Raw genomic sequence first — 16,822 nt, 5'->3', positions numbered from 1 at the left:
TGTTTTTTGAAATGATAAAACTGTGAGGCGAACAAGAGACGAGGAAAAATGACGAAACCTAGCACCAATTTGGAAAATGAACTTGTTGATCTGCTGCGCCCAGATTGTGAAGCGGCCGGCCTGTACCTAGAGGAAGTATCGCTAAAGCGAGCCGGCAAATACACTCGCCTGGTGGTGACAGTGGATTTACCGCGCGGACCGGGCGCCGTGAATGAAGAACAGCTTTCGCAGCTAACGTTGGAGATTTCCCGGCATTTAGATGAAGCTGACCCGATTAAAGGCACCTATAACTTGGAGGTCTCTACCCCGGGGATCGAGCGCCCCTTAGAGGACGAACGCCAGTTTTCTAGGGCAATCGGGCATCGAGTAAAGGTAAAAATATGTGATGGTACCCGCGAAGAGGGTAAGCTGGTGGATACAACAACTGAAGACATTGAATTGGAAACTGCCGCTGGCCGGCGCACTATCGCTTTAACAGATATTACGCACGCCCAAATGGTGGTGCAGTTCTAAGGCTCGTAAGGAGCATCATGGATATTGATATTGCCGCTTTACGGATGGTAGAGGCGGAGAAGGGCGTCAGTCTCGATACCCTTATGGCTGCTATCGAAGACGCTTTACTAAAGGCGTACCACAATGCCCCGGGTGCACTTGAGGACGCACGGGTAGAAGTCGATCGCAAAAATGGCCATGTAATGGTGATGGCAGCGGAAATCGATGAGGACGGCAATAAAATTGGCGAATTCGATGACACTCCTTCGGGGTTCGGGCGGATCGCTACTACCACTGCCCGCTCTATTATTATGCAGCGGCTACGCGAGGCCGAGGACGAGCAGGTGTTGGGCTCTTTTAGAGACAAAAAGGGAGAAGTGGTTTCTGGGATTATCCAGCAGAGCCGAGATAAAGATGTCGTGGTGGTAAAAGTTGGCGAATTCGAGGCGGTTTTGCCGAAAGCTGAACAGGTTCCGGGAGAGCATTATCGTCACGGGCAGTGGATCCGGGCAGTAGTGGTAAAAACTATGCTGGGGGAAAAAGGGGCACGGATCGAGGTCTCGCGTCGCCACCCGGATCTGGTGCGGGGGCTGTTTTCTCGGGAAGTTCCGGAGATCACCTCGGGGGATGTGGTGATTGAGTCGGTGGCGCGAGAAGCTGGATACCGTACCAAGATCGCGGTACGTTCTACTCGTCCTAATATCAATGCTAAAGGGGCGTGTATCGGGCCGATGGGACGGCGGGTACGAGCCGTGATGAATGAGCTTAACCACGAAAAAATCGATATTGTCGACTATTCCGAGGACGTGGCTACTTTCGTCGCTAATGCACTCTCACCTGCGCATGTTACGTCTGTCACGGTAGAACCAGCCGAGCATGTATTGGCACATGTGGTGGTACCAGATTTCCAGCTTTCTTTAGCTATCGGCAAAGAAGGACAAAATGCGCGTCTAGCTGCTCGTTTAACGGGAGCAAAGATTGATATTAGGTCCGATATGGATCCTGAAACAGCCAGTGAGGAAGCGTAATAGCCGATTTCTGGGTGCTCGCCCTATTGGAGGTGGCTTCGGCTTATTGCAGTCAAGGCGTTAGTATAGATATCGGAACCTAACTTTGGTTGCAATGGACGCACCGGTTCTAGGCTTTTGCCTTGGCCGGTGCTTTCTTGTGACTAGGCTAGGGTCGTTTAAGTAAGGTTACCGGCATCTACCCCCAGTGGATGCCCGATACAGGAAAGCAGGGTTGGAAGCTGATGGTCACCCGATGAGCAACCAGCGATGATCTGCCAATTTAAGCAATAGCCTGCTCCATGCTGGGCAGGCCAGCAAGGAGAATTGTGGCAAAACTTAGAGTTCATGAGTTAGCGAAAGAGCTCGGAACCACTTCGAAAATTGTGCTGCAGGCACTAAAAGAGTCGGGGGAGTTCGTTAAAAGCGCGTCCTCGACTATTGAGGCTCCGGTGGCGCGCAAAATGCGGGAGCATTTTGCCAAGCTAGCGGAAGAGGTAGAAACGGCAGCACCTAAGGTGAAAGCGGCAAAGAAGAAAGTCGCTAGTTCCGCTGCTAAAACTAAAGTCGCGAAGGCGCGGGCGGCTAAGGACGCGAAAGCAGCTGCCCCCAAACCGGCGGATCGGGCAGAGCCGGAAAGTGATGTGGCTAAGGCGCAGCCGGAAAAGAAAGCGGAAGCGTCTACCCCTGCTAAAAAACCTGCCACTAGCGCGGCGCCTAAACCAGGGCCGAAGCCGGCCGCTAAGCCGGCTGCGAAACCAGCCAAGGCGAAGTCGCCTGAAAAATCAGCGCGTCCAGGTCCTAAACCCGGTAAGACGGGTGCTAAACCTGGCCCCAAACCGGCTCCGCGTCCGGGCGGTCCGCGCCCGGGTAACAATCCTTTTGCTTCAGCGCAGGGAATGCCGCGTCCGGGCGGTCCGCGCCCAGGAAATAATCCTTTTGCTTCAGCGCAGGGAATGCCGCGTCCAGGCGGCAGTTCTGGTGGGCAACGTAAGAACGCCGGTCGGGGTCGTCCCGGGCGGGGAAATCGGCGTGGCTCGAGTGCAACTCCAAATGTGATGCCGGCGCATTCTGCGACGGCTCCTATGATGGATCAACCGGCTCCCTCCCGCGGTCAGCGCCGCGGTGGAGGCGGGCAAGGTGGTCCTGGTGGTTCTGGCGGTCCGGGTCGTCCCGGCGGCCACCGGATGAACAATCGTGGTCGCGGCGGTTTCGGTGCTACTCAAGGGGCATTCGGTCGCGGTGGATCCTCGAAAGCTAAACGCCGTAAGTCTAAACGCGCGAAACGCGCCGAGTATGAGCAACAAACTGCTCCCAAGATTGGTGGCGTTCAGGTTCCTCATGGGGATGGCTCTACGCCTTTGCGTCTGCGTTCGGGGGCTTCACTAGCGGATATGGCAGATAGGATCGATTGCGATCCCGCATCTTTGGTCACCGTGCTGATGACCTTGGGGGAGATGGCTACCTCTAACCAGTCTTTGGACGAAGATACTTTGATGACCCTCGGTTCCGAACTGGGTTATCAAGTGCAGGTAGTTTCCCCAGAGGACGAAGACCGCGAACTGCTGGAATCCTTTGATATTGACCTGAAAGAGGAAGAGCAAAGCGATGAAGAGGACGCCCTGCCGCGTCCTCCGGTGGTCACGGTTATGGGTCACGTTGACCACGGTAAAACCAAGCTTTTGGATGCGATTCGCGATACTGACGTGGTGGGTGGAGAGCACGGCGGAATCACCCAGCATATTGGTGCTTACCAGGTAAACATTGATATGGATGATACTCGCCGCGCGATTACCTTTATCGACACCCCCGGTCACGAAGCGTTCACCGCTATGCGTGCACGCGGGGCGGAGGTTACCGATATCGCGATTTTGGTAGTCGCCGCTGATGACGGGGTAATGCCCCAGACAGTGGAGGCAATCAACCACGCCCAGGCCGCCAATGTGCCGATTGTGGTTGCAGTCAACAAGGTTGATAAGCCGGAAGCCAACCCGGATAAAGTCCGGGGGCAACTGACCGAATACGGTTTGGTGTCTGAGGAATACGGCGGCGACGTAATGTTCGTTGATGTCTCAGCTAAACAGCGTAAAGGCATCCATGAATTGCTAGAAGCGGTGCTGCTGACTGCAGATGCTGCTTTGGAACTGAAAGCTAATCCGGATGCGGCGGCACGCGGGGTAGCGATCGAAACTCGCCTGGATAAAGGACGTGGCGCGGTGGCCACCATTTTGGTGCAGCGTGGTACTTTACGTGTGGGTGACTCGATCGTGGTGGGTTCGTCTCATGGCCGCGTGCGTGCCATGCTTGATGAATACGGTAACCAGGTTGAGGAAGCCGGCCCCTCCTTCCCCACGGCGGTACTGGGTCTTACCAGCGTTCCGGGAGCAGGCGACTCCCTGTTGGTAGCCGAAGATGAACGTACTGCCCGCCAGATTGCCGATAAACGTCAGGCCCAGCAACGTGCTGCCCAACTGGGCAAACGCCGCAAGCGGATTTCGCTGGAAGATTTCAACGCTGCTTTGGAGCAGGGCAAGGTAGATACTTTGAACCTGATTTTGAAGGGCGATGTCTCTGGCGCGGTCGAAGCTTTGGAAGATTCGCTACTCAAGATCGATGTGGGCGAGGAAGTACAGTTGCGGATTATTCACCGTGGCGTAGGTGCTATCACCCAAAACGATATCAACCTGGCCAGTGTGGACAACGCCGTGGTTATCGGCTTCAACGTTCGCCCGGCGCAGCGCGTAGCCGAATACGCCGATTCGCAAGGCGTCGATATGCGGTTCTACAACGTTATTTATCAGGCGATCGAAGATGTCGAGAGCGCTATGAAAGGTATGCTCAAACCCATTTATGAAGAAAAGCAGATGGGTATGGCAGAAATCTTGCAGGTGTTCCGCTCTTCCAAGTTCGGTAATATCGCTGGTTCGGTGGTGCGTGAGGGTCTGATCAAGCGCGGCGCGAAAGCCCGCTTGGTGCGTGACGGCGTGGTAGTTGAACCGGAACTGCAGATTTCTTCTTTGCGTCGCGAGAAAGACGATGTCACTGAAGTTCGCGAGGGCTTCGAATGCGGTATTTCGCTCGGATTTAAAGAAATCAAGGTCGGAGACCAAATCGAAACCTGGGAAATGGTGGAGAAACCGCGCGATTAGCGTTACTGGTCGGTTTTCCGGACGCCGGGATTCGGCGTCCGGAAAACCGCATTAGGTAAAGGAGTTTTCATGGCTGATCAGGCTCGTAGACGCAAAGTAGAAGAGCGGATTCAAAATACGGTGGCGCGGCTTTTAGAGCGGCGCATCAAAGATCCACGTATCGGTTTCACTACGATCACGGATTGTAAAGTCACCGGGGATCTGCAACATGCTACCGTTTTTTATACGGTTTTCGGAGACGAGGACGACCGTAAGAAAACTGCGCGCGCGTTAAATAGTGCGAAGGGCTTGATCCGCTCGGAGGTAGGTAAGGCGCTGGGAATTCGCCTTACCCCCACTATTGAGTTCGCGCTAGATGCTCTGCCCGAACAGGCCGCCACTTTCGAGGAGAAACTGGCTAGTGCGCTGCGCTCTGACCAGCAGCTGCGGGGAACTTCACAGGCGGCGTCCTATGCCGGGGAAGCTGACCCTTATCGTAAGCCACGGCAGAAGAAGGTTTACGAACCGGAATCGCCTGTGCCTACTTTTACTGAGTTTACGCTCGCGGATGAGGACGTAGCTGCGGGAGAGGTAGCCGCCGAGGCTGCGGAGGATCCGGATAACGGAACTATAGATTTCCCAGAAGATTCCGACTTAGAAAGTTAAGTAACCCAAGTGCTAGACGCGCTTAATGAGGCTCCAGATTTTGCTCCTGCCGGCGCGGATCTGCAAGTTCCGCGTGCCGATAATACTGCCCCTGCTGGGGTAATTGCGGTAGATAAACCCCTTGGGGTTACCAGTCATGATGTAGTGGCGCGCCTGCGCCGCTTGGCGGGAACCCGCAAAGTGGGACATGCGGGAACCCTGGATCCGGCGGCCTCGGGAGTATTAGTTGCCGGTATTGGGCGGGGAACCAAACTCTTGCAATACCTGCAGGGGCAAAAGAAAACTTATGTCACCCGGGTGTGCTTCGGGGTAGAAACCGATAGCGAGGACGCTGAAGGTACCATTACTGCGACCCGGGGAGCTACTCTAGCGGATCTGGATACTTTAGAAACTGCGCTGGCCTCTTGGCGCGGACAGGTAATGCAGGTGCCGAGTGCTTTTTCTGCTCTGAAGATCCAGGGGAAACGGGCAGCGGATCGACTGCGCGCCGGGGAAGAAGTCCGGATGCAATCGCGCCCGATTACTATCTATGAACTGGTTAGCCTGGGCGATCCGAAAGCGGGTGAACTGGCAGGTACACCGGTGGTTTACCAAGACCTGCAAGTTACTTGCTCGGCGGGTACCTATGTTCGCGCCCTCGGAAGAGATCTGGGAAACCAGTTGGGAGTGGGGGCGCACCTGGTGGCGCTGCGGCGCCTTAAGGTCGGCTCCTTTAGCGTTAGCAGCGTCGCCCGCCCCGATGCGTCTTTTACCGCCTATAGCCTGGCTGAGTTATCGCAGCTGGTAGCGGCGGGAGGGGAAGTGCCGATTGTGAGCCTGGATGACATCTGCCAGCAGCTGTTCCCCAGTTGCCAGGTAACCCCCGAAGTTATCACCGCTTTAGGCTATGGTCAGCGCCCGAGAATTGACTCTCAGCTTGCGCACGATTTTGATATTAATCTCGAAAAAACCTCCTCACCAGGAAATACATATGCTTTAACGGACTCTTCGGGTAGTCCAATCTTTTTGGCGCAACAAGCAGGATCCTTTTGGCGCGCTGTACTCAACCTGCATCCATCGGTTGATTAGATTAGATAGATCTCGAGATCTGAGGGACCTAGCTAGAGCTTGCAGCTTTTGCATAGCTGTCGATGAGTAGAAGAGTGAAAATTATCCTTTAACTGCTCCTTCAGTCATCCCGGATATGAAGAACCGCTGGAGACAGAAATACAAAATTACCATCGGTAGCGCTACCCAAACTGCACCTGCTGCTAGAAGAGTAGATCCTTGTGTGTACTGTCCTTGGAAGAACGCTAGTCCCAGGGGAGCCGTCATCACTTGTCCCGAAGGTGACATTATTAAGGGGATCAAAAAGTCGTTCCAAGTCCACATGAAGGTAAGAAGGATCAACGTAATTAAAGGTGGTACTGCTAAAGGAACCAGAATTGAACGCAAGATACGTAGATTCCCAGCGCCGTCGATACGTGCTGCCTCTATTATTCCCGGATTGAAATTTCGAAAGAATGCTCGCATCCAAAAAGTTCCAAAAGCAAGCGACTGCGCGATTTGTGGCAAAGCGATCGCCCAAATGGTATCGGTCAATCCCAGCGAACGAAAATCATAATATAACGGCAAAACAATGGCTTCTGTAGGAATCATCAGTCCTAGTAGAAATACAAAGAAGATGATTTTTTCCCCGCGAGGCTTCAAAATGGCTAGGGCATAACCACTCATTATTGACAGAACTAATGCGATAAAAACAACTACCACAGCAATCCGGAATGAATTCCACATGTATTCGGAGAAATGACCTCGGTGCCAGGCGCTTACAAAGTTCTCAGGATGGAACCAGGTAGTATCTCCGACTTTTTCGGCTGATAAAGCGAGGTATACGACATAGAGGATGGGTGTTAGGGTCAACACAGTTGCTATCAACAGTAACGCAAAGGCGATTACTCTTTGTTTCGTAGAACGCATAGTTATTCTCGCTCTCCAATAAGGTTTACACCTAGGTTGATCAAGAAAATAATAAGGGTCAATACAACAGCTAGAGAAGAAGCTACTCCTACTTCTCCTAGTCGAAATGCGTGGTTGTAAACCTCATAAGAGGGGACAGAGGTAGAAGAACCTGGACCGCCTGAAGTTGTGATGTACACGAGGTCGAAAGTTTTTAAAGCTGCGATAATTGTCAACGTTAGAGACACAACGATTTCTGCGCGTATTCCCGGAAGCGTTATATAAAAGAACTGGCGAATAGGTCCTGCGCCATCAATACGGGCGGCCTCGTAGTAGTCTTCTGGGATCCGCGTCATCCCTGACATTAGCAGTACTGTAACTAGGCCAGTGGATACCCAGGTGCCAATAAAACCTACCGCAATCAGAGCAGTATTAAAATCACCGAGCCAACCGCGAGTAATGCTCCCTAAGCCTATTAGGCGTAAGGCGGAGTTGATAAGTCCGTTTGGCGCATAGAGCTGGCGCCAGGCTATGGCTAGAACCACCATAGCAATCACTTGTGGCAAGAACACAACGGTTCGGAAAAAACCGGTACCTGGAGCTTTTGCTCGAATTAATAGAGCCGCTAGTACCATTCCAAGAGCCAAGGGGATTATGGCGTAAAAGATAATTAATACCACCGCGTGCCCAAAGGAAGATAGCAGTACGGGGTTAGAAAACAAGGCGCGATAATTGCCTAAACCTGCCCAATGCGGATCGGAAAGACCGTCCCATTCATAAAGAGAAAACCCGAATACCCGGAATATGGGGTAGAGCATGAAAAGGCTGTAGACAATAATTGGAGCAGCTAAAAGTGCACAGGCACTCAGACCTGTTTTGCGTCTTGCTCGTCTTTTCTCCCGGTGATATTGCTTCACTGGAAATCATCTCCTAGAGGAATATTAGGCTCGGGAGCCGGTAGGTTGCGACTCCCGAGCCTAATAAACGAATTTAGCGTTGTATGGCTTTGGTGTAGTGCCCCTCCATGGTTTCAATGAATTTATCAGGGTTGCTTTCGCCAGCTAGCAGGCTTTGTATAGCTGCTCCTAGATCTTTATCCATAGTGGGGGAGGCATAGTTCATATAGGGAAGAACATTTCCCTTGGTGGTTAGCTCCTCAAAGGCAGTAAGAACATCCGCGGTAACATCGGTTTTGTTGCCAACATAACTGGCAGTGTTATTGATGGGGACGTTACCGGTTTCCGCCAATACCTTCATAGCATCTTTGTTGGTAATGAAATCGATATAGGCAGCAGCCACGTTCTTATCTTTTGCCTTGCTAGAGATAGTGAAAGGTAGACCAGTTCCTCCTGTAGTCTGTACCTTGTCCATGTTTTTACTCATGGGTGGAAGCATGAACTTGACATCGTCTTTCATACCAGCCTGTAGGTCAGGAGCTAGCCAGGAACCTGCGATCAGGAATACTCCCTCTTTTTTGCTGAAAGACTGCCAAACTGAGTCATAATCTAAGCCGTTGAATCCTTCGTTGAAATAGCCATTCTTTGCCCAGGTCTCCAAAGTCTCAGCAGCCTTTTTGTTTCCTTCACTCTTCCAGCTTGATCCTTGGTTTCCAAATCCTAGGGTGCGAATGGTGTCGGCGTTTTCATTGGCTCCTTGAACAACTCCCCAGACATGAATTCCAGGCCATTGTTCCACGTTGCCCAACATGAGGGGAGTACCACCCTTGTCTTTAATGGTCTGTAAATCTTCGGTGAATTCCTCCCAGGTTTTGGGTGTGTCTAACCCGTATTTTTTAAGTTCAGAGGGTGCGTAGTAGATGCCGACAGATTCTCCTACCTGGGGCAGGCCGTATAGATTTCCCGTGCCGAAGTCTTTGCCATCGGCAGAGTATCGTGCATAGTTCAAGATATCTTTGGAATAATTCTTATCCCATCCATAGGCTTTTGCCCATGGTTCTAGGGAGACTAATTGTTTTGCGCTAACGAACTTACCCATCATTGAACGGGCATTATCTGTTTGCGCAACGTCCGGGCCATCTTCACCTGATAACGCAAGAGCAAGTGTAGTAGTCAGGTCATCGTATGATTTTGATACTCGCTTAATTTTGATATTTGGATACTTTTCTTGGAATTCTTTATTGAGCTTTTCTATTTGTTCATTTTGTCCGCCGCGACTTTCTTGATCCCAGACTGTCAAAGTTTGCTCAGGTAGATTGGATATGTCAGTGACTATTTCTGTAGTCTTCTGATCGCTAGATTCACTACTCTTTTGGGGAGCGCAGCCGCCAAGGGCTCCAATACCGAGTGCTGCCATCGCAGTTATTGCTACAGTTCGTTGCCAATGCTTCATTGCATTTCCTTTCAATTTCTGTTTTATTATTGGGATTTTGTTTCGTAAAAGATTTTTAGCTCTTGGAAAGTGGGTGTGGCAACGGAAGATCCTGCCCTACTTGCTTGCAAACTAGCAGCATGAGTTGCGATGATCGTCGCCGGAAGTAGATCCAGATTTGCGCTTAGAGCACAGATAAGTCCAGCAGTAAAAGTATCGCCAGCTCCGGTGGTATCTTTCACGGTGACCTGGGGGGCAGGCACACTAAAAGTGTTGCCATTACTCAGGTGGGCATAAGCTCCTTCATTTCCCAAGGTAACCAGTACGTCCGTTCCCGCGCTAGCAAGCTTTTTGGCTGCCAGAGCCGGGTTAGGGCAGCCGCTAAGAAGACAAGCTTCTTCGGCATTAGGGACGAAGATATCAACGTCTCCCACTCGGGTACATAGTTCCGGGTTCTGGGTATCTTGCCAACCAATATCGGCAATTACTTTGGTTCCGTTGTTACGCCACGACTGTATCAAGGGAAGATTAGTGTTAACATCGCTCAAACCGATTGCCACGAAATCTGGGGGAGTGGTAAGAGGGGGGAGCGGAGGGATGGAGGGTGAGCCATAACTTATTAGGGCACGCTCTTCCTGGTACGGCAAAGCCACGGTTAGGTTTTGTTGCGCCGTATGTTGGGAATACGCCAGACCTACCTTAGCCTTTGTCAATTCTTGTTCGCAGAGTTTACCAACGAAATCATCGCCGATAAAGCTGCATATTTCGGTGCGCATTCCCAAACGGGCGCAAGCGATGGCCTGATTGGCTATTCCTCCCGGGCTGTATTGTAAGGACTTTGACCAAATTTCCTGTCCTAAAGTTGGTAAAGAGTTAAGCCCAGAAAAAGTTATATCCATAAAAAGCGGACCCGATAGCATCACGAAGGTATCGCTCGCAGTGCTATCGTATTGCTGGAAAAACTCCGAAAGATCACGCATGTGACTATTATTGCACAATAAATGACAAAAGTTGCGTGAATTTGCGTAAATCTGAAAGAAAGTGGGTTAGGATATAAAATATGCTGCCACATCAACGTCGGATGCAAATTGCTAGCATCGTGAAGCAAAGCGGGGATATGACAGTTGATCAGCTAGCTCAAAAGCTTCAAGTTTCAGCTTCTACTATCCGTCGTGATTTGTCTTTGCTAGACCGGGAAGGAATGCTAACACGGGTGCGTGGGGGAGTAATCGAGTCGGATGCTAATCCCTTCGTCGAAGTAGCAGCATATGCGCAGGAAGAAAAACAACGAATAGCAAGGCTTGCGTCACAAATAATTCCTGAACGCGCCACGGTAATTATAGATATTGGTACGACTGGTGCTGCGCTTGCTAGAGAGCTGCGAGGGCGAGATTTGGTAGTGATTACCGCCTCCTTGGCGGTAGTGGATGAACTGCGGGGCTCCTCTCAAACTGAGCTAATTGTACTGGGGGGAGTACTACGTCGATCCTATTACTCGCTGGTTGGAAACATTACCGAAAATGCGCTGGCGCAGATTACCGCTGATTATGCCTTCCTGGGAACTTCGGGAGTGCGACCAGACGGAATGGTATTGGACTCTACTGGTATTGAAGTTCCTGTTAAGCGCGGTATTTTGGAACACTCGGTAAATACGTATCTTTTAGCAGCTGCTGATAAATTTCCCGGTTCCGGCCTGTTGGATGTTACATATCTGAAGAATTTGACCGGATTAGTCACCACGGCTCCCCGAGCTAGTCTTCCCAAACAGTCCGAAAAAATAGAGGTGATTTTTGCATGAAATTAGTAATTATTGGGGGTGGAGGTTTTCGAGTACCCCAGGTTATAGAGGTTCTAGCAGATCCCAAAGCAAAACTACGTGTAAATGAAGTTGTGCTGTACGACGTGGAGCCTTCTCGCACGGACGCGATTATGGCGGTTCTAACCGGATCTGGTTTTTTAAACCGGCCAACAAGTCCGCGAGTATCAGCTTGCTGTGACCTATCTGAAGCACTAACTGATGCCAATTTTGTGTTTTCTGCGATGCGTATCGGGGGTACCTGTGGACGTATCACGGACGAGCGGGTCGGGCTAGGTCATGGGGTACTAGGACAAGAAACTGTCGGTGCGGGAGGATATGCGTATGCGCTTCGTACCGTTCCCGCCGCCGTCCAGTTGGCTCAGATTATTAAAGAGGTCGCTCCTGACAGCTGGACAATCAATTTTACTAACCCAGCCGGGATTATTACCCAGGCGATGCGACAAGTTCTCGGACGCAGGGTGGTTGGTATTTGTGATACCCCAATTGGTCTAATGCGCAGAGCATGCGCGGCACTAGGGGTGAATCAAGATGATGTGGATTTTGACTATGTAGGCTTAAACCATCTCGGTTGGTTGCGTACCCTGGTGAAAAATGGCGAAGATCTTCTTCCGGGATTAATTGCAGATGATGAGCTATTAGATCATATGGAGGAGGCTCGTACCATAGGAGGAGAGTGGATTCGCGCTCTAGGGATGCTTCCCAATGAGTATCTTTTTTACTACTACTTGAACCGTGAATCCTTGGCGCGTATTAAAAAAGAACCTCAGACGCGCGGAGAATTCTTGGATAATCAACAGCGTGGATTCTATCAAGACGTTTTAGATAATCCAGAAAATGCCTGGAATATATGGAACCAATACCATGATGAACGGGAAGCTACCTATATGGCGGAATCACGCGATCCGAGCCAGCGCGCAGGGCGACGCTCTGAGGATATAGCCGGGGGAGGATATCAAGAGGTTGCTCTGGGAATCATGGAATCGCTCACTGTGGGGACTCAATCCCGAATGATCCTTAACGTCGGTAATGCTGACTGTGAAGACACAGATCTACTGATTCCAGAATTAAATCCTGAGGCGGTAGTTGAAGTGCCTTGCCTGGTGGATGCAAAGGGTATTCACCCCCAGAAAGTAGCGCCGGTGACCGGGGCAGAGCTAGGACTGATAACCTCGGTTAAGGCCTGCGAAGAACTAATTATCGACGCCGCCTTACAAGGGGATAAAACTAAAGCATGGAGAGCGTTCGCGTCTCACCCGTTAGTAGATTCGGTGCTAGTAGCCCGCAAGTTACTAGACGAATACTGTGAGAAGAATCCGTTAATTGCTGAGGTTTTCACCGAGGAATAGTCCTAGGATTCTGGTATCCAGATATTCGCTGGAAAGCAGGGTACTAGATGCTTTGTTGCACTCTCTTGTCCCTGTTAGGTTCTTGGGGGATGTCCATCGTTGAAAGGCAGTACGGTACCTGTCCTGAGAGTTAGTAAGCCGAATCATGTAATTTGTTCCTGCAAAAGCCGGGGCAAAAGATATCGCTATTGGTGTCGCCAGTGGAGGGCAAGTGGCATTCTGTACTAAGTTTACAAAGTAGCTAAAGGAGGAACATGAGCGAAGAAAACAAAGGTACTTGCGGATGCGGTTGCGGCTGCGGCGGTAAAGGCAAAGGTCGCAAGACTGCAGAAGAAAAACGCACCGGGGAACTGGGCGTGCCGGCGAATGGACGGCCAGAACTGAGCGTGCGGCAAAGCGAAAAGTAGATCGTGGAAATCTGGACCGACTCCCCGAGGCTGGAAACAGGCCAGCGCACCGTGGCAGCAATCGGGATTTTCGATGGGGTGCATAAGGGACACACCCGGATTTTAAAAACCGTAGTAGAGCGGGCACGGCGCGCGGGATTAATAGCGGTCGCGATTACTTTTGATCCCCATCCCTCCCACCTGCATCATCCGGAAAATCCCACGCTTTTGATTCAGCCACTTCCCGATCGCCTCGACGCGATGGCAGCGCTGGGACTGGACGCCACCTGGGTAGTGCCTTACACCTGGGATTTAGCTAATCAAAGTCCCCAATGGTTCATTGACCACTATTTTGTGCAGGGGCTACACGTTAAAGAGCTTGTGGTCGGCGAAGATATGCACTTTGGGCGCGACAACCAGGGCAATATCGAGACTTTGCGTGAGGCTGGCCTGACTCGAGATTTTCAAGTTATCGAAGTAGCCGATATTACTGACCAGGACTTGCGCCGTTATTCCTCTACCCGGGTGCGCGCTTGTCTAGCTAAGGGTGATGTGGAAGGAGCGGCGCGGATTTTAGGGCGTAGTTACCGGCTGCGCGGCATTGTGGAACGAGGTTTCCGCCGCGGACGCCAGCTGGGATTTCCTACCGCCAACCTGGGGAACACCCAGGGGTTAGCGATTCCAGCCGATGGGGTCTATGCGGGTCGGTTGATCCGTTCAGTACCGGGAACTAACGCGGTGGAGCATCTGCCGGCCGCAATTTCGGTAGGAACCAATCCGCAGTTTTCTGGGGACAAGGTTACGGTAGAAGCCCATGTGTTGGGGCGAGCTGACCTTGATCTTTATGACGAGCCGGTCGCTATTGATTTCCTGGCGCACCTGCGAGACATGCTCAAGCTAGAGAGCGTAGAAAAATTGCAGGCACAAATGGATGAGGATCTGCGATCTTGCAGCCAGATTTTAGGAGTTCCGCCGGCAGGCAGAGTTGATCCCGAAAAGGTAACCGCGCTTTAGGTTTACTGGTAGGCAGCTGTTTACAGCACCATCACGATCTGTACTAGCACGATTTTTGCAATAATCCCGAGGGCGAAGGTCGCGGAATATCCAGATTCGCAACGCTCGTCAGGGATGGTGGTCTGAACATGGCTGAGGATTGCCGGTTGTCCCACAAAACCGGCAATCGCTCCTGCCATCCGGGCAGTAGAAAGCCCCAAGAATTTTCCGAGCAGCCAGAATGCCACCAGTACTGGCACCATCCCGGCAGCAGCCAATAGCCCGATTTTTATTCCGGTCAGGGAAAAAGCTTTGGCCGCAAAGGCTTGCCCGGAAGATAAACCTACAGCGGCCAGGAATAGCACCAGCCCCATTTGCCGCAACATATTATTTGCCGAGGGCGCGAGGGAGAACACCAATGGCCCCAACCGGTCAATACGCCCTAGTATTAATCCCACCACCAGCGGACCTGCCGCTGCACCTAATGCGAGTGAGCCCAGAGAACCCAGGGGAATCGAGATTAAACCGAGCGTCACCCCAGCGGCAATCCCGAGTCCGAATGGCAGATAATCGATAGCCGAGATTTTATGTTCCGAATCCCCGAAAGTTTTAGCGATATCCGCTTCGCGTTCGACCGGATAAACCACTAGCACCCGATCTCCCAGCTGCAGGCGGGTTCCGGCGGTAGCGAGCATATCGGTATCGCCGCGGCGTACCCGGGTAAGTAATGATTGGAAACGAGCCGGCAAAAACAGATTCGCGACCGGGGTGCCTACTAGGCGGGTATTTGAAACCGTGAAGCGGCTAAAATTTACCGTCGTGCGGTCATTAGAGATATCTTCTTCTATCGGTTTTCCTAGCGCCTGCCCCGCAGTTTTAACCGCATCCGGAATTCCCACCAGGAACGCTAAATCGCCGGCTTTTAGTTCCCCATCGGGGTGGGCAACCCGCATTTTGCCGTCCCGTAGCAGATAGGAAATCCGCAGCCCGCCCTCTGAAGAGCCCACGACCTCGGCAATCCCGGGTATTTCCTGGATACGCATCGGGCGTTCTACCCGAATAGTTTGGGTAGCTAGCCCCGCAGCGGAAGCGGGATCGGGATCGTTTTTCGCCGGAAGTTTTATCCGCATGAGTGCCGTCACTACCACCATGGTCACGATTACCCCCACCGGGTAGGCAATCGCGTATCCTACTGCGGGCTGGGCGCTTCCTCCGGCAGCGTCGGTCGCGGCCGCTAGAGCTGGGGTGGTGGTTAGCGAACCGGCGAACATTCCTCCCAGTAGCGGGGAACTGAGCCCCAAGGCTTTGCCGCCGAAGGCCACAATCACAGCGTATATGGCAAGCAGAGCAACTGCCCCAATCAAAAGAGGTGCTTGTTTGCGCAGGTCACGGAAGAAAGAAGCGCCTGCTGCTAAGCCGATAGTGTAGACAAAGAGAGCCAGGCCAATGGCAGATACCAGAGAAAGATTCTCCCCGAGCGCCGGGTCGAGGGCGCCCGCGGCAAGACCTACGAATAAGGCTCCGGCCGCTCCAAACTTTAACGGCCCGAACGGGATCGAACCGAATAGGGTGCCGAGGGCGATCACTAAAAATAGGGTCAATAGGGGAGAAGAGGCGAGTATTTGCATCACCTCTTTAGGATAGCCAGGTTAATCTGCAAAATGCATTCTGCCATGTCAGCTAGCTGGCGGCTGGCCAATACGATCCTTTAACTGCGGGGGAGGCAAAGTTTAACCGCCGAAAGCCCTTGGGCTATTCCTTCTCTGTTGAGGTTGCGTTTTCGCTTTGACCTGGGGCAGGTACTAGCGAAGGGAAGACTTCGTGCGCCAGGTTCTCGATTTGGGTTTGCAATATCGGAGCCAGCCGGTTTTGTAACTCGCTACGCTCCATGGAGGCTACCGGTTCTAACTGGACGATATAGCGCATAGTGGCCACTCCGTAAATCATGGACATTAGAATTTCGATAAGCGCGTGAAAATTGGTTTCCAATTCCTCGTTCGCCTCTTGTCCGGAAGCTATTTGCAAAGCGTTCAACACTTCCGCGCCCCCTTTTAACAGATTGTCACTCATATAGGCGCGAAAACGTTGGGTAGTTTCGGAATCGGTGATCAGGGCGCGCATCAAGGCTTTCATTCGATCTTTGGTGAGGCGTTCCTCGTAGAGAGTGAAGGCGAAATCAAGTAGGCGGTCGGCTATCCCCTCCAACCCAGGTTCCCATAACTGCAGAATTTGCTCCAAGGGATCTAGCGGAAGGTCGAAACAGTCGCGAAATAGCCGCTGTTTAGAGCGAAAATAATAGCTGACCATTGCGGGGTCGCAACCCGCCCCTTTAGCAATCGAACGCATCGTAGTGTCGTCATAGCCGCGGGCAATGAACTGAGATTCGGCAACCTGCTTGATCTGTTCGCGCATTTGCCCGCGCGCTCCTCGCGGTCCCCTCCCATGACCAGGGGAACGTTTGGCTGTTTTGGGAGCAGAGGATGGGGCTTTGTCTTTCTTAATTCCTGGTTTTAAATCCCGAGCACGCGAATTAGCTAACGTTTCCTTTTCGTAATCACCGGTGGTTAATTCATCGTCACCGAAACTTTCTCCGCTGGCTCGTTTTTGCCGGCTCTTGCGTTCTTGCTGGTTGGTGCGGTTTTCCCTGGTTTTTGCATTCATGGTTTTATCCTAATTTCAACACCCTGTGAATTTAGCGTTTTCAGCTTACCTTGAGGTGGTG

General features: G+C 51.9%; 15 protein-coding genes. 9 read left to right on the top strand and 6 right to left on the bottom strand.

Translation table 11 applies throughout. The features are described 5' to 3' along the window. Positions 1–48: 48 nt before the first annotated feature. The 5 genes from rimP to truB all read left to right on the top strand — a co-directional run bounded on the left by rimP (position 49) and on the right by truB (position 6,361). The gene (gene rimP / locus E6072_RS03855; protein ID WP_316693869.1) at positions 49–513 is read left to right on the top strand and encodes a ribosome maturation factor RimP; all 465 of its coding nucleotides are present in this window, start codon (positions 49–51) and stop codon (positions 511–513) included. 17 nt (positions 514–530) lie between these two features. Then, positions 531–1,520, top strand: coding sequence for a transcription termination factor NusA (gene nusA / locus E6072_RS03850; protein WP_316693867.1), 990 nt, complete (start codon positions 531–533; stop codon positions 1,518–1,520). A 308-nt stretch (positions 1,521–1,828) separates the two neighbouring features. Then, the gene (gene infB / locus E6072_RS03845) at positions 1,829–4,648 is read left to right on the top strand and encodes a translation initiation factor IF-2 (RefSeq protein ID WP_316693865.1); all 2,820 of its coding nucleotides are present in this window, start codon (positions 1,829–1,831) and stop codon (positions 4,646–4,648) included. Between the two features lie 69 nt (positions 4,649–4,717). Then, the gene (gene rbfA, locus E6072_RS03840) at positions 4,718–5,293 is read left to right on the top strand and encodes a 30S ribosome-binding factor RbfA (RefSeq protein WP_316693863.1); all 576 of its coding nucleotides are present in this window, start codon (positions 4,718–4,720) and stop codon (positions 5,291–5,293) included. Positions 5,294–5,302: 9 nt separating this feature from the next. Further along, positions 5,303–6,361 (top strand): tRNA pseudouridine(55) synthase TruB, encoded by a 1,059-nt coding sequence (gene truB, locus E6072_RS03835; RefSeq protein WP_316693862.1) that lies wholly within the window; start codon positions 5,303–5,305, stop codon positions 6,359–6,361. Between the two features lie 81 nt (positions 6,362–6,442). Here truB and E6072_RS03830 read toward each other — a convergent pair whose 3' ends face one another. The 4 genes from E6072_RS03830 to E6072_RS03815 form a co-directional block, all read right to left on the bottom strand. After that, positions 6,443–7,249, bottom strand: coding sequence for a carbohydrate ABC transporter permease (locus tag E6072_RS03830; protein ID WP_316693860.1), 807 nt, complete (start codon positions 7,247–7,249; stop codon positions 6,443–6,445). 2 nt (positions 7,250–7,251) lie between these two features. Continuing rightward, complete coding sequence (locus E6072_RS03825) at positions 7,252–8,145, bottom strand: sugar ABC transporter permease (protein ID WP_316693858.1); 894 nt, start codon at positions 8,143–8,145, stop codon at positions 7,252–7,254. A gap of 73 nt (positions 8,146–8,218) precedes the next feature. Beyond that, a complete protein-coding gene (locus tag E6072_RS03820; RefSeq protein ID WP_316693856.1) occupies positions 8,219–9,577 on the bottom strand; it encodes an extracellular solute-binding protein in 1,359 nt (452 codons plus the stop codon). Between the two features lie 26 nt (positions 9,578–9,603). Beyond that, complete coding sequence (locus E6072_RS03815) at positions 9,604–10,536, bottom strand: carbohydrate kinase family protein (RefSeq protein ID WP_316693854.1); 933 nt, start codon at positions 10,534–10,536, stop codon at positions 9,604–9,606. 80 nt (positions 10,537–10,616) lie between these two features. On the opposite strand from E6072_RS03815, the gene E6072_RS03810 reads away from it, so the two are divergent. From E6072_RS03810 to E6072_RS03795, 4 genes are all read left to right on the top strand, one after another. Continuing rightward, a complete protein-coding gene (locus E6072_RS03810; protein WP_316693853.1) occupies positions 10,617–11,354 on the top strand; it encodes a DeoR/GlpR family DNA-binding transcription regulator in 738 nt (245 codons plus the stop codon). Beyond that, positions 11,351–12,721: a 6-phospho-beta-glucosidase gene (locus tag E6072_RS03805; RefSeq protein ID WP_316693852.1), complete on the top strand. Its 1,371-nt coding sequence runs from the start codon at positions 11,351–11,353 to the stop codon at positions 12,719–12,721. Before E6072_RS03810 ends, E6072_RS03805 begins: the two co-directional genes overlap by 4 nt. 254 nt (positions 12,722–12,975) lie before the next feature. Continuing rightward, positions 12,976–13,128 carry a hypothetical protein gene (locus E6072_RS03800; RefSeq protein WP_022864983.1) on the top strand — a complete coding sequence of 51 codons (153 nt, stop codon included), beginning with the start codon at positions 12,976–12,978 and terminating at the stop codon, positions 13,126–13,128. A 3-nt stretch (positions 13,129–13,131) separates the two neighbouring features. Next, positions 13,132–14,121, top strand: coding sequence for a bifunctional riboflavin kinase/FAD synthetase (locus E6072_RS03795; RefSeq protein ID WP_316693851.1), 990 nt, complete (start codon positions 13,132–13,134; stop codon positions 14,119–14,121). A gap of 20 nt (positions 14,122–14,141) precedes the next feature. On the opposite strand, the gene E6072_RS03790 is transcribed toward E6072_RS03795, so the two are convergent. Together E6072_RS03790 and E6072_RS03785 are read right to left on the bottom strand one after the other, a co-directional pair. Beyond that, positions 14,142–15,728 (bottom strand): TrkA C-terminal domain-containing protein, encoded by a 1,587-nt coding sequence (locus E6072_RS03790; RefSeq protein ID WP_316693945.1) that lies wholly within the window; start codon positions 15,726–15,728, stop codon positions 14,142–14,144. 124 nt (positions 15,729–15,852) lie between these two features. Further along, positions 15,853–16,761, bottom strand: coding sequence for a TetR family transcriptional regulator (locus E6072_RS03785; RefSeq protein ID WP_316693849.1), 909 nt, complete (start codon positions 16,759–16,761; stop codon positions 15,853–15,855). Positions 16,762–16,822 lie beyond the last annotated feature (61 nt).

The organism is Varibaculum cambriense (genome assembly GCF_032557235.1).
GTDB classification, from domain to species: domain Bacteria; phylum Actinomycetota; class Actinomycetes; order Actinomycetales; family Actinomycetaceae; genus Varibaculum; species Varibaculum cambriense_C.
Note: the sequence above shows the minus strand (reverse complement) of the source record. Positions and strands in the feature narration are given on the sequence as shown.